This is a genomic window from Mycobacterium sp. (assembly GCF_052144515.1).
GTDB lineage: Bacteria > Actinomycetota > Actinomycetes > Mycobacteriales > Mycobacteriaceae > Mycobacterium.
On record NZ_JBKQQD010000199.1, the window covers coordinates 1 to 21,259 of the forward strand.

At 65.7% G+C, this 21,259-nt stretch carries 25 protein-coding genes and 5 pseudogenes; 11 read left to right on the forward strand and 19 right to left on the reverse strand.

All coding sequences use genetic code 11. The annotated features are described in order from the left end of the window. A pseudogene (locus ACLP9N_RS13910) lies at window positions 1-231 on the reverse strand (hypothetical protein); the annotation flags it as partial. A 70-nt stretch (window positions 232-301) separates the two neighbouring features. On the opposite strand from ACLP9N_RS13910, the gene ACLP9N_RS13915 reads away from it, so the two are divergent. From ACLP9N_RS13915 to ACLP9N_RS13930, 4 genes and pseudogenes are all read left to right on the forward strand, one after another. Beyond that, complete coding sequence (locus ACLP9N_RS13915) at window positions 302-1,039, forward strand: glucose 1-dehydrogenase (protein WP_442407960.1); 738 nt, start codon at window positions 302-304, stop codon at window positions 1,037-1,039. 88 nt (window positions 1,040-1,127) lie between these two features. Then, window positions 1,128-2,493: pseudogene (locus ACLP9N_RS13920) on the forward strand (HNH endonuclease signature motif containing protein). A gap of 96 nt (window positions 2,494-2,589) precedes the next feature. Then, the gene (locus tag ACLP9N_RS13925) at window positions 2,590-4,530 is read left to right on the forward strand and encodes a flavin-containing monooxygenase (RefSeq protein ID WP_442407961.1); all 1,941 of its coding nucleotides are present in this window, start codon (window positions 2,590-2,592) and stop codon (window positions 4,528-4,530) included. 10 nt (window positions 4,531-4,540) lie between these two features. Next, window positions 4,541-5,566, forward strand: a complete 1,026-nt coding sequence (locus ACLP9N_RS13930; RefSeq protein ID WP_442407962.1) for an alcohol dehydrogenase catalytic domain-containing protein — start codon at window positions 4,541-4,543, stop codon at window positions 5,564-5,566. Here the strand turns inward: ACLP9N_RS13930 and ACLP9N_RS13935 are convergent. From ACLP9N_RS13935 to dtd, 3 genes are read right to left on the reverse strand one after another with little or no spacing between them, the layout of a single operon-like run. Next, a complete protein-coding gene (locus ACLP9N_RS13935) occupies window positions 5,563-6,351 on the reverse strand; it encodes an HAD-IB family hydrolase (protein ID WP_442407963.1) in 789 nt (262 codons plus the stop codon). The two genes, ACLP9N_RS13930 and ACLP9N_RS13935, sit on opposite strands and share 4 nt — an antisense overlap. Then, entirely contained in the window at window positions 6,348-7,274 is a 927-nt protein-coding gene (locus ACLP9N_RS13940; protein WP_442407964.1) for a class I SAM-dependent methyltransferase, read from the reverse strand. Before ACLP9N_RS13940 ends, ACLP9N_RS13935 begins: the two co-directional genes overlap by 4 nt. A gap of 52 nt (window positions 7,275-7,326) precedes the next feature. Continuing rightward, a complete protein-coding gene (dtd, locus tag ACLP9N_RS13945) occupies window positions 7,327-7,758 on the reverse strand; it encodes a D-aminoacyl-tRNA deacylase (RefSeq protein ID WP_442407965.1) in 432 nt (143 codons plus the stop codon). A 67-nt stretch (window positions 7,759-7,825) separates the two neighbouring features. Here dtd and ACLP9N_RS13950 point away from each other — a divergent pair, with 67 nt between their 5' ends. Continuing rightward, the gene (locus ACLP9N_RS13950) at window positions 7,826-8,131 is read left to right on the forward strand and encodes an MTH1187 family thiamine-binding protein (RefSeq protein WP_442407966.1); all 306 of its coding nucleotides are present in this window, start codon (window positions 7,826-7,828) and stop codon (window positions 8,129-8,131) included. Here ACLP9N_RS13950 and ACLP9N_RS13955 read toward each other — a convergent pair. From ACLP9N_RS13955 to ACLP9N_RS13965, 3 genes and pseudogenes are all read right to left on the reverse strand, one after another. Continuing rightward, window positions 8,128-8,622 carry a macro domain-containing protein gene (locus ACLP9N_RS13955; protein WP_442407967.1) on the reverse strand — a complete coding sequence of 165 codons (495 nt, stop codon included), beginning with the start codon at window positions 8,620-8,622 and terminating at the stop codon, window positions 8,128-8,130. The two genes, ACLP9N_RS13950 and ACLP9N_RS13955, sit on opposite strands and share 4 nt — an antisense overlap. A 130-nt stretch (window positions 8,623-8,752) precedes the next feature. Beyond that, window positions 8,753-9,148, reverse strand: a complete 396-nt coding sequence (locus ACLP9N_RS13960; RefSeq protein WP_442407968.1) for a hypothetical protein — start codon at window positions 9,146-9,148, stop codon at window positions 8,753-8,755. Between the two features lie 22 nt (window positions 9,149-9,170). After that, window positions 9,171-9,464 (reverse strand): annotated as a pseudogene (locus ACLP9N_RS13965) (adenylate/guanylate cyclase domain-containing protein); the annotation flags it as partial. Between the two features lie 91 nt (window positions 9,465-9,555). On the opposite strand from ACLP9N_RS13965, the gene ACLP9N_RS13970 reads away from it, so the two are divergent. Further along, complete coding sequence (locus ACLP9N_RS13970) at window positions 9,556-10,848, forward strand: competence/damage-inducible protein A (RefSeq protein WP_442407969.1); 1,293 nt, start codon at window positions 9,556-9,558, stop codon at window positions 10,846-10,848. Between the two features lies 1 nt (window position 10,849). Here ACLP9N_RS13970 and ACLP9N_RS13975 read toward each other — a convergent pair whose 3' ends face one another. After that, window positions 10,850-12,160 carry an MFS transporter gene (locus ACLP9N_RS13975; protein ID WP_442407980.1) on the reverse strand — a complete coding sequence of 437 codons (1,311 nt, stop codon included), beginning with the start codon at window positions 12,158-12,160 and terminating at the stop codon, window positions 10,850-10,852. A 28-nt stretch (window positions 12,161-12,188) separates the two neighbouring features. Here ACLP9N_RS13975 and ACLP9N_RS13980 point away from each other — a divergent pair, with 28 nt between their 5' ends. Together ACLP9N_RS13980 and ACLP9N_RS13985 are read left to right on the forward strand one after the other, a co-directional pair. Next, window positions 12,189-13,256 carry an amidohydrolase family protein gene (locus ACLP9N_RS13980; RefSeq protein ID WP_442407970.1) on the forward strand — a complete coding sequence of 356 codons (1,068 nt, stop codon included), beginning with the start codon at window positions 12,189-12,191 and terminating at the stop codon, window positions 13,254-13,256. A gap of 51 nt (window positions 13,257-13,307) precedes the next feature. Further along, entirely contained in the window at window positions 13,308-13,706 is a 399-nt protein-coding gene (locus tag ACLP9N_RS13985) for a phage holin family protein (protein ID WP_442407971.1), read from the forward strand. On the opposite strand, the gene ACLP9N_RS13990 is transcribed toward ACLP9N_RS13985, so the two are convergent. Then, window positions 13,707-14,489, reverse strand: coding sequence for an enoyl-CoA hydratase/isomerase family protein (locus tag ACLP9N_RS13990; RefSeq protein ID WP_442407972.1), 783 nt, complete (start codon window positions 14,487-14,489; stop codon window positions 13,707-13,709). It abuts the gene before it with no gap. Between the two features lie 130 nt (window positions 14,490-14,619). Here ACLP9N_RS13990 and ACLP9N_RS13995 point away from each other — a divergent pair. Then, a pseudogene (locus tag ACLP9N_RS13995) lies at window positions 14,620-15,053 on the forward strand (anti-sigma factor antagonist). Here the strand turns inward: ACLP9N_RS13995 and ACLP9N_RS14000 are convergent. The 8 genes and pseudogenes from ACLP9N_RS14000 to ACLP9N_RS14035 form a co-directional block, all read right to left on the reverse strand. Further along, a complete protein-coding gene (locus ACLP9N_RS14000) occupies window positions 15,037-15,981 on the reverse strand; it encodes an FAD-dependent oxidoreductase (protein WP_442407981.1) in 945 nt (314 codons plus the stop codon). The pseudogene ACLP9N_RS13995 and the gene ACLP9N_RS14000 sit on opposite strands and share 17 nt — an antisense overlap. Before the next feature lie 49 nt (window positions 15,982-16,030). Beyond that, on the reverse strand, window positions 16,031-16,570 hold the full coding sequence (locus ACLP9N_RS14005; protein WP_442407982.1) for a hypothetical protein: 540 nt from the start codon (window positions 16,568-16,570) through the stop codon (window positions 16,031-16,033). Between the two features lie 51 nt (window positions 16,571-16,621). Next, entirely contained in the window at window positions 16,622-17,143 is a 522-nt protein-coding gene (locus ACLP9N_RS14010; protein WP_442407973.1) for an MBL fold metallo-hydrolase, read from the reverse strand. 27 nt (window positions 17,144-17,170) lie between these two features. Further along, entirely contained in the window at window positions 17,171-17,611 is a 441-nt protein-coding gene (locus ACLP9N_RS14015; protein ID WP_442407974.1) for a hypothetical protein, read from the reverse strand. 124 nt (window positions 17,612-17,735) lie between these two features. Beyond that, window positions 17,736-17,963, reverse strand: coding sequence for a DUF4262 domain-containing protein (locus ACLP9N_RS14020; RefSeq protein WP_442407975.1), 228 nt, complete (start codon window positions 17,961-17,963; stop codon window positions 17,736-17,738). A gap of 67 nt (window positions 17,964-18,030) precedes the next feature. Continuing rightward, a pseudogene (locus ACLP9N_RS14025) lies at window positions 18,031-18,207 on the reverse strand (DUF4262 domain-containing protein); the annotation flags it as partial. A 108-nt stretch (window positions 18,208-18,315) separates the two neighbouring features. Beyond that, window positions 18,316-18,810, reverse strand: coding sequence for an SRPBCC family protein (locus ACLP9N_RS14030; protein ID WP_442407976.1), 495 nt, complete (start codon window positions 18,808-18,810; stop codon window positions 18,316-18,318). After that, complete coding sequence (locus tag ACLP9N_RS14035) at window positions 18,810-19,439, reverse strand: nitroreductase family protein (RefSeq protein WP_442407977.1); 630 nt, start codon at window positions 19,437-19,439, stop codon at window positions 18,810-18,812. Before ACLP9N_RS14035 ends, ACLP9N_RS14030 begins: the two co-directional genes overlap by 1 nt. 565 nt (window positions 19,440-20,004) lie before the next feature. Here ACLP9N_RS14035 and ACLP9N_RS14040 point away from each other — a divergent pair. Further along, complete coding sequence (locus ACLP9N_RS14040) at window positions 20,005-20,322, forward strand: ion channel (RefSeq protein WP_442407983.1); 318 nt, start codon at window positions 20,005-20,007, stop codon at window positions 20,320-20,322. A 48-nt stretch (window positions 20,323-20,370) separates the two neighbouring features. After that, window positions 20,371-20,592 carry a hypothetical protein gene (locus ACLP9N_RS14045; RefSeq protein ID WP_442407978.1) on the forward strand — a complete coding sequence of 74 codons (222 nt, stop codon included), beginning with the start codon at window positions 20,371-20,373 and terminating at the stop codon, window positions 20,590-20,592. Between the two features lie 3 nt (window positions 20,593-20,595). On the opposite strand, the gene ACLP9N_RS14050 is transcribed toward ACLP9N_RS14045, so the two are convergent. Next, entirely contained in the window at window positions 20,596-20,727 is a 132-nt protein-coding gene (locus ACLP9N_RS14050; RefSeq protein WP_442407979.1) for a hypothetical protein, read from the reverse strand. 266 nt (window positions 20,728-20,993) lie between these two features. Beyond that, window positions 20,994-21,245 carry a hypothetical protein gene (locus ACLP9N_RS14055; RefSeq protein ID WP_442407984.1) on the reverse strand — a complete coding sequence of 84 codons (252 nt, stop codon included), beginning with the start codon at window positions 21,243-21,245 and terminating at the stop codon, window positions 20,994-20,996. Window positions 21,246-21,259 lie beyond the last annotated feature (14 nt).

Consider the following 21,259-nt stretch of genomic DNA (forward strand, 5'->3'; position numbering starts at 1 on the left):
GCGGACAGCCTGAAACCCTAAGGCGCCCAATAGGATCAGCATGACGAGGACGATCAGTCGGCTCATCGGCCGCGAGGTGGTGGTCGCCCTGTGGTAGTAGGCGGCGATGGAGGCGAGTACGGGTTCGGGTAGTTCTGCATCCTTGTTTCCGAGTACCTGAACGTCGAAAATGAGGTCCATCCACAAGACGGCGAGCAGGAATCCGCTGCATGCGGTGAGTAGCGGGGCCACAACGCTCACCTCCGAATAGCTATTAGAACAGGTTCTAGCGGCGCCGGGCCCTCGGGTAGCGTGACCCGACATGGGACGCGTGGATGCAAAAGTTGCTCTGATCAGTGGCGGAGCGCGGGGGATGGGGGCATCCCATGCCCGTCTACTGGTGGCCGAGGGCGCCAGGGTGGTGATCGGCGACATCCTCGATGACGTAGGTGCGGCGCTGGCTTCCGAGTTGGGCAGCGCGGCGCGCTACGTGCACCTCGACGTGACGAAGCCGTCGGACTGGGCGGCCGCGGCCGCCGCGGCGGTCGAGCAGTTCGGGCAGCTCAACGTCTTGGTCAACAACGCCGGGATCATCAACTACGGGCCACTCAAGACGTTCGACCTGACCAAGTGGCAGCAGATCCTCGACGTCAACGTCACCGGCACGCTGTTGGGCATTCAGGCCGTCATCGATCCGATGACCGCGGCGGGCGGCGGCTCGATCGTCAACATCTCATCCATCGAGGGCCTGCGGGGCGCCGCCTGGGTGCACGGGTACGTCACGTCCAAATGGGCGGTCCGCGGGCTGACCAAGTCGGCGGCATTGGAGTTGGCGCCCAACAACATTCGGGTCAACTCGATCCATCCGGGGTTCATCCGCACGGCGATGACCGCCAAGCTTCCCCAGGATGTGCTGAACATCCCGTTAGGGCGGCCGGGAGAGCCGCAAGACGTGTCGGCGTTCGTGCTCTTTCTCGCTAGCGACGAGTCGTCATATGCGACCGCGGCCGAATTCGTCGTTGACGGTGGTCTGGTGGAGGACGTTTCGCACAAGGGATGAGTCCTGCGTGCGAAATCACTTGTACCACTTTGGTTTCAGGGGCACCAAGGCGGAGATTGTTGTCGGTGCGCGGCGATAGTATTCGAACATTCTTTCGGAAAGTCGCGAACAGGTCGCCGAGGCGTTCGGCGCACTGCGCGCCGCGGTGTCGCGTGTCTGCGAGCTGACCTTTGACGCGCTCACCACCCCGGAACGGTTGGGATATTTGGAGAAAACTCGAGCAAGAGGCGCGCCGACTCCCGGTCCCCGGCCACGCCTTGATCAACCAGATCGCCGAACAGGCCGACGAGGAAACGCTGGGCGGGCGGTTGCCCGCGGTGTTGGCGACGCGCCTGCGCATTACCCGCGCCGAGGCCGGCCGGCGGGTGGGCGAGGCCGCCGACCTGGGGCCGCGGCACGCGCTGACCGGGGAGTTGTTGCCGCCGCTGCTGACCGCTACCGCGAACGCCCAACGCGAAGGCCGCGTCGGGGCCGACCACATCAAAATCATCCGCGGATTTCTGCACCGCCTCCCCGCGTTTGTGGATCCGGCGACCCGCGAACACGTCCACACCGACCTGGCCGCCAAGGCCAGCCAATTCGGACCCGAGGACCTAGCCCAACTGGCCGGCCACATCATGGACTGCGTGCACCCCGACGGGGACTACACCGACGCCGACCGCGCCCGGCGCCGCGGAGTGACCTTGGGCGAACAGGGCCCCGACGGCATGTCACGACTGACCGGGCTGCTGACTCCCGAAGCGCGGGCCACCATGGAGGCGATGTTGGCCAAGCTCGCCGCGCCGGGCATGTGCAATCCCGACGACGAAGCGCCGATCCTGGATGCCCCGGTGCCCGAGGAAACGGCCCGCCGCGACACGCGCTCGGAAGCGCAACGCAATCACGACGCCCTGACCGCCGGCCTGCGCGGCTTGCTGGCGTCGGGAAAGCTAGGTCAACACAACGGGTTGCCGGCCTCCATCATCGTCACCACGAGCCTGAAGGACCTGGAGGCCGCGGCCGGCGCCGGCCTGACCGGTGGTGGCATCCTGCCGATGTCGGACGTGATCCGCCTGGCCCGCCACGCGCACCACTATTTGGCGATCTTCGACAAGTGCAAAGCCCTGGCGCTCTATCACACCAAACGGCTCGCCTCACCCGCGCAGCGAATTGTGTTGTACGCCAATGATCGCGGGTGTACGCGACCGGGCTGCACCGTTCGCGGATACTGGTGCGAAGTCCATCACGTCGAGGACTGGGCCAGCACCCAATGCACCGACGTCAACCAACTCACCTTCGCCTGCGGAGCCGACCACCCCCTCGTCCCACCCGGCGACTGGATCACTCGAAAACGCAAAGACGGCGAAACCGAATGGATCCCGCCACCTCGCCTCGATCACGGACAGCCCAGAACCAACCCCTTCCACCACCCCGAGAAGCTCCTGCGCGGCGCGGCGGAAGATGACACCTCGTGACAGGCCTTGATCCGGCCCGGCGGCGAGGGTAGCGTAGTCCTGCCAATTACGAACCTAGTAGTAGCGTAATTGCACTCCAGCGAAAGGATCGGCTCGATGCGCAGCCGCTACGCCGGCCGACCGTTCAGCACGCCAACAGCGGAGATCGCGGCCGCGCTGGAGGATGTCAGCATCCCCACGCTGCTGCTTTCGCTCGTCCACATCACCGGCGACCCCCGATTCATCCGCGACTTCAAGCAGATGGGCATCTTCCTGAACGAGGTGCAGGGATTCATGTCGGAGGAGGACAAGGCCCGGGCCCGCGCCGAGGCGCTATCGGTGATCACCGAGTACCGAGACCGCGGTTGCCCCGAGCCGGAGCCGCTGAGCCCGGAACTCATCAGGGAAATGATGGACTGGGCGGCCTGCGAGCACGTTCCCGATAACTACCTGGCGTTGGTCTCCGAGGAGCTGGACCTCGACGGGGTCGACCCCCGCCGCCCGGCGGCCCTGCCCACCGAACGCACGGATGACCTCCCGGTCCTCGTCGTCGGATGCGGCGAATCGGGCATCCTGGCGGGAATCCGGCTGAAACAAGCCAACATCGGATTCATCATTGTGGAGAAGAATCCAGGCCCGGGCGGAACATGGTGGGAGAACACCTATCCCGGGGCCCGCGTGGATGTCGCGAACCATTTCTATTGCTACAGCTTCGAACCCAACAACGACTGGACGCATTTCTTCGCCGAGCAGGACGAGCTGCAAGACTACTTCACCAAGGTGATCGACAAGCACGACTTGGCCGAACACGTCCGGTGGAACACCGAGGTGCTCGCGGCCGAGTGGCATGACGACGACGGCATGTGGACCGTGTCACTGCGCGCGGCCGACGGTCAGGTAAGCACACTGCGCGCACGTGCCGTCATCACCGCGGTCGGACAGCTCAATCGGCCGCATATTCCCGCCATCGACGGCGCCGACACCTTCGAGGGGCCGTCGTTTCACTCCGCGGCCTGGGATCACTCGGTAAACCTGACCGGCAAGCGGGTCGCCCTGATCGGAGCCGGCGCCAGCGGCTTCCAGATCGCACCCGCCATTGCCGAGGATGTCGAGCACCTCACCGTATTCCAGCGGACCGCCCAGTGGATGTTCCCCAATCCGATGTACCACGACGAGGTCGGCGACGGTGTGCGCTGGGCGATGCGCCACCTGCCGTTCTACGGAAGGTGGTACCGGTTCCTGGTGCTGTGGCCTGGGTCCGACAAGGGTCTCGACGCCGCTGAAAGCGACCCTGACTATGCCGACCAGGACCACGCCGTCAGCGACATCAACGCCGCCGCCCACATGATGTTCTCCCAGTGGATCACCAGCCAGGTCGGCGAAGGCCCGGACTCCCATGAGCTACTGGCCAAGGTCCTGCCCGACTATCCCGCCTGCGGCAAGCGGACCCTGCAGGACAACGGAAGCTGGCTGCAAACGTTGCAGCGAGACAACGTCGAACTGGTGCGCACCCCGATTCGGCAGATCACCGCACGCGGAGTGGTCACCGATGACGGTGTAACACATGACGCGGACGTCATCGTGTACGCCACCGGATTCCGGCACACCGATGTGCTGTGGCCGCTAAAAGTGACCGGCTGCAACGGAATCGACCTACATGAGATGTGGGGGAGCCGACCGTATGCCTACCTCGGCATCACCATTCCGGCTTTCCCCAACTTTTTCATCATCTACGGGCCCGGGACGCATCTCGCGCACGGCGGCAGCCTGATATTTCAGTCAGAACTGCAAATGCGTTACATCGACCAGTGTTTGGCGCGGCTGGCCGACGCCGAGGTGCATTCGCTGGAGCCGACCGCCCAAGCCGCCGTCGATTGGCATCAGCGGACACAGACCCAGATCAAGAAAATGGTGTGGGCCCATCCCGCGGTCAAGCATTCCTACTTCAAGAACACCGACGGGGAGATCCACACCGTCAGCCCGTGGCGGCTCAATGAGTACTGGGCCGCGGTCCGTGAGCCCGATTGGTCACAGTTCGTGGTGCGACAAAGAAAGTGAGCACGCCACTATGCGCTCAGTAGTTGTTGATGGGCCGCGCAGCATCCGCGTCGAAACCCGGCCCGATCCAGCACTTCCCGGCCCCGACGGCGCGATCGTTGAAGTCACCGCCGCCGGCATCTGCGGATCCGACCTGCACTTCTACGAGGCAGACTTTCCGCTCACCGAGCCAATGACGCTCGGGCACGAAGCGATCGGCACCGTCGTGGAGACTGGGCCGGACGTGCGCACGGTGAAAGTCGGTGACCAGGTCATGGTGTCGTCGGTGACCGGCTGCGGCGCCTGCCCGGGCTGCGCCACGCGCGATCCGGTCATGTGCTACGCCGGTTTTCAGATCTTCGGCGGCGGCGTGCTTGCCGGCGCGCAGGCCGATTTGCTCGCCGTACCCGCCGCCGACTTCCAGCTGCTCAAGATGCCCGAGGGCATCAGCACCGAGCAGGCGCTGCTGCTCACCGACAACCTGGCCACCGGGTGGGCGGCGGCGCAGCGCGCCGAAATTCCGTTCGGTGGCACCGTGGCGGTGATAGGCCTGGGAGCGGTGGGGCTATGCTCGCTGCGCAGCGCGCTCTTCCAAGGCGCTGCAACGGTTTTCGCTGTCGACCGAGTCGACGGCCGGTTGGACCGTGCGGCCCGCTGGGGGGCCACGCCGGTCAAGGCGCCCGCAGTCGAGGCCATCCTCGCCGCGACCGGTGGGCGCGGCGCCGACTCGGTGATCGATGCCGTCGCCACCGATGCATCCCTGACCGACGCGCTCAACGCGGTACGGCCGGGCGGCACCGTCTCAGTGGTCGGTGTGCACGACATGAATCCGTTTCCGCTCAACGCCCTGGGCTGCCTGATTCGCAGCACCACGCTGCGCATGACCACCGCGCCGGTGCAGCGCACCTGGCCGGAGCTGATCCCGCTGCTGCAGTCCGGCCGCCTCGACGTCGACGGCATCTTCACCACCACATTGCCGTTGGACGAAGCGGCCAAAGGTTACGACGTCGCGGGCTCACGCTCGGGCGACAGCGTGAAGGTGCTCCTGACGCCCTAGCCGGTGCGGCTCTCGGCGTCCCGGCGAACGTGGTTCGCCAGATAGCGCAACGCGCGCACCGGCCCCCGGCGGCCCGAGGCAAGGCACATCACCGGCCATCCGTGCACGGCGGCCGCCGCGGCGAGCCCGGAGCGCGGGTTCACCGGCCGCGGGCAGCCGACGAGTGACATCGACGCGGCATCCTCGTCGCCGTCGGCGTAGAAGTAACTATGTTGCAGCGCGACGTCGTTGTGGGCGCAGAACTCTTGGACCGCGGCGGCCTTGGTCGCACCCCAGACGACGGGTTTGACGATCCCTCCGGTCAGCCGTCCGTGCTCGTCGAGTTCGAAATGGTTGCACTGCACATTGGAGATACCGAGGAAGCGGGCGACGGGCAGCGCCTGGATAGACAGCGCCGACGAACTCATGACCACGGTGTGCCCGCGTTCCTGATGCGCCTGGACGATGTCACGCATGTGTGAATAGAGCCGTGGTGCAACACGTTCCACGAACAGCCGCTGGCCCAGCTCGTCGAGCTCGGCAAGCGCTTCACCACGAAGGTATCCGGCGGCGCGGATAATCAGGCGCTCAAACTCCAGTCGGCCGAATTTGTACCGGAGCGCGGCATCGAACACGCCCAGCAGCTCGCCGATCCCGGCCTGCCGCCGGCGGATTCGGTCGCCGACGTGAACCGCCGCCGTGAATCCTTCGACCAGTGTGCCGTCCAGGTCGAAGAATGCACCGACGCCTGGACTGGGTGAACTGGCGCCGATCTCCGTGATGGCATCGGCGGGAGAGAATTTCATGACCGGACCGCCGTGATGTATTGCGAGTGCATTAAAGCGTCGATCTTGACGTCCACCTCCGGCGGCGTCATGCCGTAGCCCATCTGCAACTCCAGCGTGTTGCGGACCGGCTCGACAGCCCAGCCGTGCGCGGCGAGCCACTCCGCGGGGTCGGACTTGGGCTCATAAGTCAGCGCGGAGAAGTCCACGTCCCCTGACATATTGACCCCGGGGTGTTCGGCTTCCAGGGCCCCAAGCCGGTCGTGGTCCAAGCGTGTTCCCAGCGCGCCCACAGCAACTCGGCTGCCCGGGGCGCACAGCTCACTGATCCGGGCGAACAGCGTCGTTTGTGCGTCATCGGTCAGGTAGGGCAGGATCCCCTCCACCGACCAGGCGCTGGCTACCTGCGGGTCGAATCCGGCCGCGTTCAGCGGCGCGGTCCAATCGGTGCGCAGGTCGGCCGCCACCTCGCTCCTGCGGGCCTTGGGTGTGGCGCCATGCTCACGCAAAACTCGCGCCTTGAATTCCAGGACTTTCGGTAGGTCGATTTCGAAAACTGTTGTCCCATCAGGCCATTCAAGGCGGTAGGCCCGGGAGTCCAACCCGGCGGCGACGATCACGGCCTGACGAATGCCCGCCTCACCGGCGTAGGTGAAGAAGTCGTCGAAGAACCGGGTTTGCACGCCGTAAAGACGGGGAAACGCGGTCGCGTCCACGGAGGTCCCAGGGTTGGCCAGCACGCCAGCCAGATACGGGTCCTGTGAAGCTGCGATGAAGAGTTTCGCGTAGTCGTCCCGAACCAGCGGTTGTGGGCTTACCGCGTGCAGGGCACGCCAACCCGCTACCAGCAGAGCGGTGTAACCCACGCCGCTGACGATGTCCCAGTGGTCGTCGTCGGAACGAAGCGACCCATATTCAGGTGACGTGGATGACGTGGACGTCACTAGGCCCTCCCGAAACACAGCCGTCGAAACCAAAATACCCGCGGCCGCGCCGTCAGATCTCCAGAATCACCGTCACCGGGCCGTCGTTTATCAATTCGACATCCATGTGCGCCCCGAACACGCCGGTCTCCACCTGGGCGCCCAACCCCCGCAACGCCTCCGCGAACGCGGCAACCAGCGGCTCGGCGACCGCACCTGGAGCGGCCGCATTCCAGGACGGCCGGCGGCCTTTGGCGGTGTCGGCGTAGAGGGTGAACTGGCTGACCACCAGGATCGGCGCGTTGATGTCGGCCGCGGACCGCTCGTCCGCGAGGATTCTCAGGTTCCAGAGCTTTTCGGCGAGCCGCCGGGCCTTGTCTTGGTCGTCTGTGTGCGTGACACCGACGAATGCGAGCAGGCCCTGGCGATCCGGCCGGATGGCGCCGACCACCTGGCCGTCCACCGACACCGCCGCTGACGAGACCCGTTGCACCAGAAGCCGCATGGGCTCGATGCTGCCAGGGCGGCTTGGAAACGTCATTGAACGCTGCGTCAATGGGTACGCTAGTCGGGTGTCTGTGCTGGTCGCGTTTTCTGTCACCCCGCTCGGCGTGGGTGAGGGCGTCGGTGAGATCGTCGCCGAAGCGGTGCGGGTGGTTCGTGATTCCGGGCTACCCAACAAGACGGATTCGATGTTCACCGTGATCGAAGGTGATACCTGGGAAGAGGTGATGGGGGTCGTGCAGCGCGCGGTGGAGGCCGTGGCCGCTCGTGCGCCGCGGGTCAGCACGGTGATTAAGGCCGACTGGCGAGCCGGGGCCGCCGACGCGATGACGCAGAAGGTTGCTTCCGTCGAGCGACATCTGTCCGAGCGTTAGGCCCCCACCGCCGCTCGAAACGCCTGCTCGGCCGCGTCGCCATGGACCGCGAACACGACCCGCTCCAGTGAGCTCGGCTGGTGCCGGCGAACGGCGTCGACCATCAAACGGGCGGCGTTGTCGAGCGGGAAACCGCCGACGCCCGTGCCGAACGCCACCAGCGCCAGCGAACGACAACCGAGTTCGTCGGCTTTTCGCAAGGTGGAACCGGTGGCCCGTGTGATGATCTCGGCCGAGGTCGGCCCGCCCAGCTCCATCGTCGCCGCGTGGATCACGTAGCGCGCCGGCATGTCGCCGGCCGTGGTCTCGACCGCTTCGCCGAGCCCGATGGGCGCCTTCTCCTTTGATTCACGCTGCACCTCGGGACCGCCGGCGCGAGCGATTGCGGCCGCGACACCGCCGCCGTGTCGCAGATGTGTGTTGGCCGCGTTGGTGATCGCGTCGAGCTCGAGCTTGGTGACGTCAGCTTGGAGTACCTCTAACTCGATCATCAGCACATTGTCTAGCAGACCCGGACAGGCCCTACTTGGCATCTCGGCAGCGATGGCGGGCCGGGGGCGGCCCGGCAGCCCGTCAGCTGCTTCAGGTAGCTTGACGTGGAGCCGACGAAATCCGCGTGGCTCACTTGGGAGGCAGACAAATGGCTCGACACGCAACTCCAGCATCGGGGCGAACCGCATGACCGGCGACGAGTCGATCGAGGGCGGCAACAGCACGCAAGGTCAGTCCGGCCCCGGTGGCCGGGGTGGCGCTGGTGGCGCCGGCGGAGCCGGTGGCCGCGGCGGGGACGGCGGCCACGGCGGCGGCGGCGGAAGAGGCGGCGACGGCGGTCGAGGCGGTGACGGCGGCCACGGCGGCGACGGTGGGGCGCCCGGCCAGGGCGGTCAGCCCGGGCAGGGCGGTCAGGCCGGCCAGGGCGGTCAGCCCGGCCAGGGCGGCGAGGGTGGGTCCGGCGCAATCCCCGGACAGCCCGGCCAAGCCGGCCAAGCAGGGCAGCCCGGCCAACCGGGCAGCCACGGCCGCTAGCGCCTGACGGCCGCTACCCCGTGATGGTCGTCTGCTCACGCACCAACGCGTAGACCCGCCACCGGTCCGGTACGCCTTTGAGCTCGTACTCACCCCGCTCGACGAACGTGCGCCGCGAGCCCGTCACGATGTCGCGCACCGTCGAGGACACCAGCACCTCGCCCGGGCCGGCCAGCGCCGCCACCCGCGCACCGATGTGCACCGTTCGGCGGCGGCGGCCGCCGGTCCCGTGGGCGGCGGCGGCGACCCCGGCACCGACAGCGTCACCGGCGTGCCCGCCAACCCAGGCACCGAGGGCGCGGAGGGCACCGAAGGCCCCACCGGCCCCACCGGCCAGCCGGGCAGCCCGGTCTAAGACAGGTCTCTGAGACAGGCCGCGGTAACCCGCCCGTAGGCTCATGCCGGTGAGCGCACGTGCGGGCATCGTCGTCACCGGAACTGAGGTCCTCACCGGCCGCGTCCAAGACAGGAACGGCCCCTGGATCGCCGATCGGCTGCTGGAACTGGGCGTCGAGCTGGCGCACATCACCATCTGCGGCGACCGCCCGGCCGACATCGAGGCGCAGCTGCGCTTCATGGCCGACCAGGGTGTGGACCTGATCGTCACCAGCGGCGGCCTCGGGCCCACGGCCGACGACATGACCGTCGAGGTGGTGGCCCGGTTCGCCGGCCGCGATCTGGTGCTGGACGACGAGGTCGAGAACAAGATCGCCAACATCCTCAAGCGCCTGATGGGTGCTCGCAACGCCGCCCTGCAGCCCGGCAGCTTCGACTCGATGAGGGCCGCCAACCGCAAGCAGGCCATGATTCCCGCCGGCGCTGAGGTGCTCGATCCGGTGGGCACCGCGCCGGGGGTCGTCGTTCCCGGCAAGCCGGCCGTGATCGTGCTGCCGGGGCCGCCGCGCGAGCTACAGCCCATGTGGCAGAAGGCAATTCAGACCTCCGCGGCGCAGGAGGCAATCGCCGGCCGGACGGTCTACCGGCAGGAGACCATCCGGATGTTCGGGCTGCCCGAATCGGGGCTGGCCGAAACCCTGCGCGGCGCTGAAAACTCCATCCCCGGCTTCGACAACCTCGAGATCACCACCTGCCTGCGGCGCGGCGAGATCGAGATGGTCACACGCTACGAGCCGGATGCGACCGACAGCTACTCCCAGCTGATCCAGCTGCTGCGCGAAAAGCATGGACGCCAGCTGTATTCCGACGACGGCTCGCACGTCGACGATCTGGTCGCGCAGTTGCTGGCCGACCGCCGGATTGCGACCGCGGAATCGTGTACCGCGGGGCTGCTGGCGGCCCGGCTGACCGACCGGCCCGGGTCGTCCGAGTACGTGATGGGCGGCGTGGTGAGCTACTCCAACGACGCGAAAATAGAGCTGCTCGGGGTCGACCCGGCTCTGATCGAAGCCCACGGCGCGGTGTCCGAGCCGGTGGCCGAAGCGATGGCGTCGGGCGCCCTCAAGCGGTTCGGCGCCGACACCGCAGTCGCGATCACCGGAATCGCCGGACCGGGCGGAGGAACGCCCGAAAAGCCGGTCGGGACGGTCTGTTTCACCGTCATGCAAGACGGCGGCCCGACGACAACCCGGACGCTGCAGCTCCCCGGGAATCGGTCCGACATCAGGGAGCGCTCGACGACGGTGGCGATGCACCTGCTGCTGCGTGCGCTCACCGACGCAGAAACCGACTAAATCACGCCGCTTTCGTTGGGACAAAAGCGGTTTCGCTAGTGCCGAAGCGGACTCCCGTCGCGTCCTTGCCGATGAACGTCAGCGTAGCCACGGCGAGCAGCACGGGCACGATCGTGGCGGCCAACGCGAACGGATAACCGTGCGACTCGGCCAGGCGCTCCTGGATGGGCAGGTTCATTGCGGCGAGCAGGTTGCCGAGTTGGTAGGTCACGCCGGGGTAGAGGCCGCGGATGGCGTCGGGCGACATCTCAGTTAGGTGTGCGGGGATCACGCCCCAGGCACCCTGGACGCAGAGCTGCATCAGGAACGAGCCGAGGCACAGCATCGCGGCGGTGCGCGAGTAGGCGAACAGCGGGACGATCGGCAATCCGAGCAGCGCGCAGAAGACGACGGTGTACCGGCGGCTGATCCGTTGTGACAGCGTGCCGAAGAACAGCCCGCCGATGATGGCGCCGACGTTGTAGACCACCGCGATCCACTTGACGGTCACGCTGGACAGGCCCGCACCATGGTTGGCCGTCGCCCCCAAGAACGTCGGGTAGACGTCCTGAGTACCGTGGCTCATCCAGTTGAACGCGGTCATCAGCGCCACCAGGTAGAAAAACCGGCGGACGACGGCGCCGTTGCGCAGCACGTCGCGGATTCTGGTGTTGGTCAGCTTCATCCGGTCCTGAGCGGCTTCCCATACCTCGGATTCCTGTACCCGGTACCGGATGATCAGGCTGATCAGGGCCGGGACGATGGACAGACCGAACAACCAGCGCCATGAGAACCCCAGCCAGTCCATCACCACCAGCGACGCGATGCTCGCCAGCAGATAGCCCAATGCGTAGCCCTCCTGCAACAGCCCGGAGAAAAAGCCACGCCGCTCGGCGGGAACCTTCTCCATGGCAAGCGCAGCGCCCAGCCCCCATTCGCCCCCCATGCCAATGCCGTACAGCAACCGCAGGATCACCAGCACGGTGAAGTTAGGCGCGAACGCGCACAGGAATCCGACCACGGAGTAGAACATCACGTCCACCATGAGCGGGAGTCGCCGGCCGACCCGGTCGGCCCACAGCCCAAACAGCAATGCACCCACCGGACGCATGACCAGGGTGGCGGTCGTGACGAACGCGACCTCGGCCTTGCTGATGTGGAAAGTCTTTGCGATATCGGCATAGACGAACACCACGATGAAGTAATCGAAGGCATCCATGGTCCAGCCCAACATCGCCGCAATGAACGAGTTCCGTTGGTCGCCGGTGATCCGCTGAGTTGTCACGCAAGCATCGTGGCGCACCCAGGGCACCGGCGCGAGCCGTTTGACCATGAAATCCGCGAGAGTAAGTTCCCGATACATGCGAATCATCGATGCCGATGGGCACGTCGCCGAGAACTCCTCGCTGGCGATCGAGGCGATCAAACGCTGGCCGGACTACGTCAAACCCAGCACGGACAAGCGGTTGCGGTTGATGTTCGAGGGCCGCAACTACCCGGAGGACGAAGGTCCCGGTGCCGGCTGCCCGCCCGAGCACGGAATCAGCAAGGCACCCGACATCAATTGCCGGTCGGCCGAGGGGGTCGTGGGCGACGCCGACCGCGACCACATCGACACGATGGTGCTCTATCCCAGCCTCGGGCTGTGCGTGCCCAGCCTCGAAGACCCTGATTTCGGTGCGGGTTTCGCGCGCCTCTACAACCAGTGGATCGCCGATTACTGTGCGCCGACGAACGGTCGGCTGCGTGGCGTCGGTGTCACCCCGATCGAACACGGACAGCTGGCCATCGACATCATGCGCGAGGCCAAGGAGCTGGGGCTGGTCTCGACTCTGGTCCCGCCGGCGCTGAAGACCCGCAACCTCGACCACCCCGATCTCGACCCGTTCTACGCCGCCGCCGTCGAGCTCGACATGCCGCTGGGCATTCACGGTGCGCCCGGCATTCACCTGCCGAAGATCGGCGTGGACCGTTTCACGAATTACATACAGGTGCACTGCATCAGCTTTCCGTTCGACCAGATGACGGCCATGACGGCGCTCGTCTCGGGCGGCGTCTTCGAGCGACACCCACAGCTGCGGGTCGCTTTCCTCGAGGCGGGCGCCGGCTGGGTCCCGTTCTTCATCGACCGCCTGCACGAGCACTACGAGAAGCGCGGCGACTGGATCGACCGCGGCTGGCGCCGCGATCCGCACGATTACCTGGCCGCCGGCAACATCTGGGTGACCTGTGAGCCCGAGGAGCCGATCCTGCCCGGCGTGATCGACGTGCTCGGCGCCGACTTCATCATGTTCGCCAGCGACTACCCGCATTGGGACGGCGAGTGGCCGGAAAGCACCAAGCATCTGCGCACCCGCACCGACATCAGCGAAGAAGCGCGCGAGAAAATCGGTGGCTTGAACGCGCAGCGCTTCTACAAACTGACCTAAACGGCTCAACGCATTGCGAATTCGGCCGCCCCGCATGGCAGGATCTGCGGCATGGGCCCTTTTCTGCTGCGCGCCGCATTGACCGGATTTGCATTGTGGGTTGTCACCCAGCTATTCCACGGGCTGAGTTTCGTCGGCGGCGACACGACGTTGGAGAGGGTCGGCATCATTTTCGTCGTCGCGGTGATCTTCGGTCTGGTCAACGCGTTCGTCAAGCCGATCGTGCAGTTCTTGTCGATCCCGCTGTACATCCTGACGCTTGGCCTTTTTCACATCGTCGTGAACGCGTTGATGCTGTGGATCACCGCCTCGATCACGAAGCACACCACCCACTGGGGATTGCAGATCGACCGTTTTTGGTGGGACGCGATCTGGGCCGCGATCTTGCTGTCGATCGTGAGCTGGATCCTGTCGCTGGTTATTCGCGACGTCCGGAGCGCCACCAGGTAGTCACCGCGCCTGCCACCGCGGCGGTCGCTTCTCGGCGAAGGCGCGCGGTCCTTCCTTGGCGTCCTCGGTCGCGAACACGCGGTCGCTGTGCCGGGTCTCGTTGTCGTAAGCCGCGTCGAGGTCAAGCGTCAGCCCTTCGACGGCCGACTGCTTTGTCGCGAAGACCGCCAGCGGCGCGTTGGCCGCTATGCGCTCGGCGTAGTCGTAGGCGGTGTCCATCAGTTGGTCCGCCGCGACCACCCGGTTGACCAGTCCCATGGCCAGGGCGCGCTCCGCGTCCACCATGTCGGCGGTCAGCAACAGCTCCATCGCAAGCGCGTAGGGCAGCTGGCGCGGCAACCGAACCGTGCTGCCGCCGCCGGCGAACAGACCGCGTTTGGGCTCCATGATCGCGAACCGCGCTTCGGGCACGGCCACTCGAATGTCTGTGCAGCCCAACATCTCACACCCGCCCGCGACGCACGTACCGTTGACGGCGGCGACGATGGGCTTGTACAGCGGGAACCGATGCAAGACGGCATGGATGGCGTCGTCCTTGTTCCACCCGTCGGGTTGGGGTAGCTCGCCGGTCAACTCCGGAATGAACTTCTTCAGGTCGGCCCCGGTGCAGAAGTCGCGTCCGACCCCGGTGATCACTGCGACCCAGGCGCTCGCATCGTCGCGAAACGCGGCCCACGCGTGGGCCAGATCGCGGAAATGTTCCATGTCGAGCGAATTGCGCGCCTCGGGGCGGTTGATCGTGATGGTGGCAATGTGGGCGTCCAGCGCGTAGTCGATGCTCAACCGCGTCTCCCTCGGGCAGGATCCCCAGCATATCGGTTCACGACATCCCTGGTTCTCAGCCCTTATTAGACATTGCTTAGCCACGCCGAGGGGACAGCGCTCACCGCACACGACGACGGGATCGCCAGAGATGAAGGCTGTCGCGACCGAAATATTTCCGGCCCCCTCCAACACGCGGTTGAGTTCGCAATTCGGTGACCCGAATAGCGGGCTGCGGTCATTCACCGAGTTGAGCGGCTCGGCCGTCGTGATTCACGTCGGCGGTGACATCGATGCCAGCAACGAGAGTGTTTGGCAGCGCATGTTAAGCCGAACCGCCTCAATCGCTATCGCGCCGGGTCCGTTCGTCATCGACGTCCGGGCGCTCGACTTCATGGGGTCGTGCGCCTATGCCTCGCTGGCCGACGAGGCGCTGCGGTGTGGTCGGCGCGGCGTCAACCTACGGCTGGTCAGCAACCAACCGGTCGTCGCGCGACCATCGCCGCATGCGGACTGGGCCGCCTGCTGCCGATGTACACGTCGGTGGAGAATGCGCCGTCGCCTCCGCTCAGCGATCTCGGCTGAGCAGGCGCACCACGTCGTGCGCGCAACCCCACGACAAGGTCACGCCGTTGCTGCTGTGACCGTAGTTGTGCACGCACAGCGCCCGCCCGAGCGACTCGGCCTCCACTCGCACCGACGGACGGTCGGGGCGCAGCCCGGTGATCGTCTCGATCACCTCCGCCTCGGCAAGCCGCGGCTCGATCCGGCGGCAGCGTTGCATGATCCGCTCGCTTATCTCCGGCTCCGCGGTGGTGTCCCATCGGTCGGGGATGCTGATGCCGCCGCACACCACGCGCTGCGGGTGGGGGAAGTAGCAGATCCATTCCGGGCCGCTGTTGATCTCCAGAAACAGTTGCTGCAGGCCAGGATTGGCGACCACGACGTGCTGTCCGAACAGCGGCCGCACCGTGTCGTCGCCGGCCAGCGCCCCCGCGGCCAGACCGGTGCAGTTGACCACGATCGGTGCGGCGTCGGCGGCCTCGGTCAGCGAGCGCAGCGGGTGTATCTCGATCTCGCAGCCGGCCGTGGCCAGTCGCTTTGTAAGGTAGTCGAGGTAGTGGGGCATGTCGATCATCGGCATGGTGGCGTGATAGCCGATCCGGAAGCCTTCTGGGATTTCGTTGGGATCGGCCAGCCGCAGGTCGGGGATCAGTGTGGCGGCAGACGACATCGCGTCGGCCCCGGATAATTCGCCGACGGTCAGCGCCGGCGCCATACGTACCCCGGTGGTTGGGTCGTCGGCCAGCTCACGAAACACCCGCAGCGAGTGCTCCGTCCAGGCCTGTGTCTGGACGGCACGTCCGGACGGCCGCGGCGGCGCCCATACCGCACCCGCCACCCGTGAGGTCGTCTGCTGCGGCGGCGCGGCTGCCCACACCCGCACCGGCCAGCCCGCCTCGGCCAGGCAGATGGCCGACGTCAATCCGCTGACGCCGGCACCGACGACCATGATCTGTTGCGGGTCACCTGCATCACCTGCCACGGGCAGCAAGCTCCCGTCAGGAATGGGGCGGTTGCGGGCCATTCTGGCCGCCCAGCAGCCCGTTGAGGATGCCGAGAGTGCCCTGCACGCCTGGAGGCGGTGTATTAGCAGGCACAGCGGCGTCGGGAGTCAGCTGCCAGGGCTGGCAGCCTGATGTCTTGAACGATTTGTCCGTCGGATCGATCTGCACTACCTGCGGTCTTTTGCTGATGGCGTTGTCGATCAGGTTGCCGTCGGGGTTGCCGGTGCGCTTCCAGTAGCAGGTGCCGTCGCCGATCGGTCCCGCGGAACTGTAGATGCCCGGCGCGATGTCGGACCCGACGGCGTAGGTGCCATCCTTGTCGATGCTCGTCTTCCCTGCGGGTGCCGGTGATGGTGCTGGCGCGGGTGACGCAGACGGACCCGGGGAAGCTGCAGGTGCCGGCGACGCAGACGGTGGGGGCGACGGCTCCGGATCGGCCCCGGCGACACCTGCCGACGCCGCCCAGCCCGCGACGATGACACCCGCGACAACAAATCTTGCCGCAGATCTTGGCGCAACCGGCGCTGCCTTCAACCACATAGAACCCCAGCGTACCGGGCTGAACAGCCTCGGCGCACACTCGGCTTATTCAGCCTGAAACCGATAGCTGGTTCCCACCGCCGATTGGCTCACCCGCTCGCCATATGCCCCGGCAAGCGCATGAACGGCGCGCCAACCGGTGCAGTGCCCGGCAATGATGTGACGGATCTCAAACGGCGCCAAGCCCTCAACTGTCTCACCGATGATGCGCTCCATCACGCCGCCGAGGTGCAAGCCTCCCATCACCGCATGTATCGGAATGCCCGGGAAACGGCTGGCCACCTCCGTGCATACGTTGACAATTCCCGCATGTGAGCATGCGCTGAAGACGATCAGGCCAAGCCCCCGCACATGGGCCACCAGCATTCGCTCGTCCATCAGCAGGGGATCGGGTTCCCACTCCGCCTCGTCGCTCTCCCGGCAAAAGTGATCCGACCGGCCCTTCTCAAACGAGCTGACCCGCGGAATCTCTCCGCTGTAGTAGAAGTGGTTCTCCAGCAGGTACCTTTCGTCGGCGTCGTTGACCACCACCGCGCCGCAGGCGCGCATCTCTTCAGGTGTCGGCACCTTCGGTCGGTATCACCTACCCATTGGTCAACGTGACCGCGTTCCCGGAACATCAGCGGGTTGACGTGAACGGTCACCGAGCCGCGCTCGGCGACGATTGCGTCGATCGCGTCGGTGAGCGCCCCCATTGTGGTCCCAGTGCCCGTGGGTGATCGCGATTTCCTCTACGGCGCCCAAGCCGATGCCGAGGTTCGCACAGTTGCGCATGAACGCGGCACCCTCGGTATCGGTGTCGAACAGCATTAGGTGCTCGACCGACCCCGCCCTCGACGTAAGTCGCAGCCCGTAGCCCAGATTGGCGACCAGCAAGTTCTGGCCGGAAATCACCTTTGCGCCGGCGTCCACCACGTTGGCCAGCTCGGCCCGGGCGAACGGCGTCTTGGTCACGTAAGTGTCGCTCACGTTGTCGCTGAGTACTTCGGCAATCAGTGAGTCGAGGGGCACAAGCACATCCTCGTTGCCGGCCATGTCGGCACCCTCCTCACGTCTGGCGTCAACCCTGCGCTGCCCATGCTTTCATCAATTCGCTTGTCCCATGAGGATTTCCGGCAGAATTCCGGCCGCAAAGCACCCGCGTTCCAACCAATCAGCCTCAAGGATCCAGGGTCACTCGGATACCAAGCACCGGCTGTATGCCTCGACCGTTGTTGAAGTCCGCAGCCCACGGCCAGCGACCACGCGCGGCAGCACACACCAGCTGCAGCGCCCTCATCTCGCTGCCGAAGAAGGCCGTGGCGAAGTTCAAGTGCGCATCCGGGCGCTCCACCTCGACTATTTCGATAAAGGGTCCCGACGGCACGGTGAACTGCGTGCCGGGCACGGGGCGCCCCGCGATCCACGGATTTCCGCGCAACGCCGTTCAACAAGCGAAGCGCCCGCTGCGGCGAAACACCAGTGACCAACAATTCCGGCAAGTCATGACGGGTCAGGCCCAGCGTGTACGCGAAAGGCACCCGGTCGCTCTCGACGTACTGGATGGCCCACCCGCACCTCATCATCGTCGCGTGCATCTCGTCGAGGTATTCCCTTTCCGGCCTGTCCGGGTGATCGCATTTCCAGCACATCGCACCGTCCCTTCTTGTCGTGCCTACAGCCACCCTGCACCCGGGGTCCGACAAGAAGGCGAATCATGTTGCTGCGCTGGAGACGTCAGCAGGACATGCGACCGAGAGCTAGGCCAAACGCGTCACCTTGCCCGCGTAACCGAGCGCGTGCTGATACGTGTCGAGGTTGTCGCGGGAAATCTTGGCGTGCACGGGACGTTCGAGGAAGAAGCGCAGCACCGGGTTGTAGGCGTGATACGTCTCGTGGAAGGTCAGCACTGTGGTGCCATCGGGCTGTTCCTCGAGCTGGTGATAGCCTTCGGCCCGCGACCACAGCGGCGCGCCGACCGCCGTGTACCGCGACAGCTTGTTGATCTCCGCCTCGGTCACGGTCTCCCACGACCGCGCTCTGCCACCGGACAGCAGATACCTGGGGACTGGGAAGATACACGTGCGCACCAGACCTTCGCCGGCCTCGTTGCCTTCGTTGAGGATTTTCATGCTGCCCGTGGGCCACTTGAGAACCCGCGGCCGCGGCGAGTTCGGCGGCACCGGCGGATGCAGAACCCGCCACACTTTCTTCGGGGGTGCGTCGACATGGAATCGGACGGTGTAGGACTGCATCAGCTTTCTCCCCAGCTGTCCCAATAAGTGATGGTCTCCGCGGGCGGCCGTTGGGCCGGCCGGAAGTCAGTGCCGATCGTGTAGGCCACCGGGAACAGCGCGGCCTGCGTGACCGTAGCGGGAATGCCGAGCAACTCGGCCACTTCCTTTTCCTTGAACAGATGCATCGTCGTCCACACCGATCCCAAACCGCGCGAACGAAGCGCAAGCAAAAAGCTCCAGCCGGCCGGGATGATCGACGCCCAGGCCGCCGCCGCGATCCCCAGCTCGGCGTCATCGATGCGCTGCGCCAGGCACGGGATGACATGAACCGGAACTTGCGCGAGCGTCTCGGTCAGGCTCATCGCGCTCTGGTACACCCGCTTCGTCTGCGGATCCGACACGGTGTCGACGGCGTACGCCAGGTACTGGGCACCGATGCTGCGGTAGATGTCGGCGATCGCGGCGCGCTTGTCGGCGTCGGTGACGACGATCCAGCGCCAATCCTGCGCGTTGCTGGCCGTGGGCGCCTGCATGGCCAGCCGGATGCACTCGAGGATCACGTCGCGACCAACCGGGCGGGTCAGGTCAAGGCGCTTGCGCACCGACCGCGTGGTGGTGAGCAGTTCATCGACCGTCGCGATGTCCATGTGGCCCTTTCCCGAAGTTCAAATGTCGATGGCGCAGGACTGGTCGACGCCGAGCAGATCCAACGGTCTCCGATGCAGCTCAGAGCCATATTTGGGGCCATGGCGGGGGAGTCGTGAACTCCCCGTGAACTCCCGCGCAGCTACCGTCAGGTTCCGTATCCGGACGGCGAAACTCACCTTCGGAGAGTACCTCGCGGGCGCGTTCGCCCCCGAAGCACAGAACGCGGCACCGATGAAGCACGCGCTCGGCCTCGGGACCTCTAGCATTGCGCTCAAACGCAGGATCAGACTGGCGGACTGGTGCAAGATGTCATCGAGCGACCCCACACAACGACGCGTAACACGCAGTCGTCTGCGCCACTCCGCTTTCTCGTCGCTGGTGGCCGCAGCCATGCCGTGGTTGGGGTTGGCGGCGCTAGCTGGCAAACCACCACGGCCACCGTGGGTGACGGGCTCTTTCTATGGGCTGGGGATCCTGTTCGGGATACTCTGGCCGGCCTTTTGGACATGGGTGCTTCTACACCACCCGCTCTTCCGAGTCCCATCCCCTGCGGTCGTCGCGGTGATGGTGCTCGCGCAAGTCATCTTCGTTGAGGGCTTTTTCGCGCTCCTGTACTACGCGCTGTCGGCGCAGTCTCCACAGGCGTTCAATTGTTCGCTCACACGAGTCGACGCGACATATTTCACCATCAGCACAGCCACGACCACCGGCATGGGCGATATACACCCGGTCAGTGGTACCGCACGTCTGCTCGTCTCAGCGCAGATGGTTACCAGCGTCTACTTGGTCGTAATCGCCATCACCACTGCGATTCAACGGGTTCTTGCTCGCGGCGAACACGGAGATACATCAGCATCCGGCGTACCGAGTGGGAAGAGTTAAAGGAGTTGGTCTCACGCCGCCTTAATGTGGCATCGGCGGTCGGTTGAGATGACGATCAAAGCACTGTGCGCGCTGCGTGACAACAGTGAGAGCGACGAACAGCGGCACCGCATTGAGACCGTCATCCAAGGCCAGGAACAGCTTTTGACATCCCTCAACGCCACGGAGTTCAAGGGCATCACCGCCGCGCTCGACATCAATTGGCCCCATCGAACCGCCCGAGGACGAGGAGACATGGCACCCGAGCCTTCGGTCACCAATCGTCGTTGACAACTACGACGACCCATCGCCATCTTCCAGATGGAAAACGTCGAACAGGTGCACCCCATCGCCGGGCAACCCGAGCCGCCCAGACACCAACGCCAGCGCCGTCCACCACGCAGCCGAATCGCCGACCAACTCCATCCACCAAGCATATAAGCGGGCCGCGCCAGATCTGCTGGACACGGCCCGAGCCACGGGTGGATAAAGTCCGCAGCCTGGTTCCATTGTGCGCGAAAACCCCGCCGGAAAACCCGCAGGTTTCGAGGTGGGGGGCGTCGGTTGCGACATCCAGTGGTTCCACACCGACATCCTGCGGCCCGATGGCATCACAGCCAACCCCACCCGTTTTCAGGGTGAAAACGGGTGGGCTTGTGCTCAGTATGACGAGTCGTGAGGCGCTGGCATGGCTACTGCGTGGCCACAAACGAGAAGTTCCCAGTAGAGGAGATTAGACCCGGATCGCCGACGCAGCGAGCGATGTCCACATTTGCCCCCGCTGACCCTACCTTGGCCACCGCTGCGGCACCGGCAGCACTGCGGGTGGCACCCCAGCCCCCGACGAAGCTCTGACCATTATTGGAGAGGGCCACACAGCCACCCCGACCCTCGGCAAGAACGCGGCAGTCGGTTGCGCCATGCCTCTCGGCGCAATGGCTCACCGCATACGCCTCAA

Coding starts and splice junctions, on each gene's coding strand:
- ACLP9N_RS13935 (WP_442407963.1), bottom strand. CDS start 6,351: ATGAAATTCTCTCCCGCCGATGCCATCACGGAGATCGGCGCCAGTTCA.
- ACLP9N_RS13915 (WP_442407960.1), top strand. CDS start 302: ATGGGACGCGTGGATGCAAAAGTTGCTCTGATCAGTGGCGGAGCGCGG.
- ACLP9N_RS13955 (WP_442407967.1), bottom strand. CDS start 8,622: ATGATCGAGTTAGAGGTACTCCAAGCTGACGTCACCAAGCTCGAGCTC.
- ACLP9N_RS14015 (WP_442407974.1), bottom strand. CDS start 17,611: ATGGCCGGCAACGAGGATGTGCTTGTGCCCCTCGACTCACTGATTGCC.
- ACLP9N_RS14050 (WP_442407979.1), bottom strand. CDS start 20,727: ATGGAGTTGGTCGGCGATTCGGCTGCGTGGTGGACGGCGCTGGCGTTG.
- dtd (WP_442407965.1), bottom strand. CDS start 7,758: ATGCGGCTTCTGGTGCAACGGGTCTCGTCAGCGGCGGTGTCGGTGGAC.
- ACLP9N_RS13970 (WP_442407969.1), top strand. CDS start 9,556: ATGCCGGTGAGCGCACGTGCGGGCATCGTCGTCACCGGAACTGAGGTC.
- ACLP9N_RS14030 (WP_442407976.1), bottom strand. CDS start 18,810: ATGCAGTCCTACACCGTCCGATTCCATGTCGACGCACCCCCGAAGAAA.
- ACLP9N_RS14045 (WP_442407978.1), top strand. CDS start 20,371: ATGACGATCAAAGCACTGTGCGCGCTGCGTGACAACAGTGAGAGCGAC.
- ACLP9N_RS14000 (WP_442407981.1), bottom strand. CDS start 15,981: ATGGTCGTCGGTGCCGGCGTCAGCGGATTGACGTCGGCCATCTGCCTG.
- ACLP9N_RS13925 (WP_442407961.1), top strand. CDS start 2,590: ATGCGCAGCCGCTACGCCGGCCGACCGTTCAGCACGCCAACAGCGGAG.
- ACLP9N_RS14035 (WP_442407977.1), bottom strand. CDS start 19,439: ATGGACATCGCGACGGTCGATGAACTGCTCACCACCACGCGGTCGGTG.
- ACLP9N_RS14040 (WP_442407983.1), top strand. CDS start 20,005: ATGGTGCTCGCGCAAGTCATCTTCGTTGAGGGCTTTTTCGCGCTCCTG.
- ACLP9N_RS13930 (WP_442407962.1), top strand. CDS start 4,541: ATGCGCTCAGTAGTTGTTGATGGGCCGCGCAGCATCCGCGTCGAAACC.
- ACLP9N_RS13980 (WP_442407970.1), top strand. CDS start 12,189: ATGCGAATCATCGATGCCGATGGGCACGTCGCCGAGAACTCCTCGCTG.
- ACLP9N_RS13985 (WP_442407971.1), top strand. CDS start 13,308: ATGGGCCCTTTTCTGCTGCGCGCCGCATTGACCGGATTTGCATTGTGG.
- ACLP9N_RS13975 (WP_442407980.1), bottom strand. CDS start 12,160: ATGGTCAAACGGCTCGCGCCGGTGCCCTGGGTGCGCCACGATGCTTGC.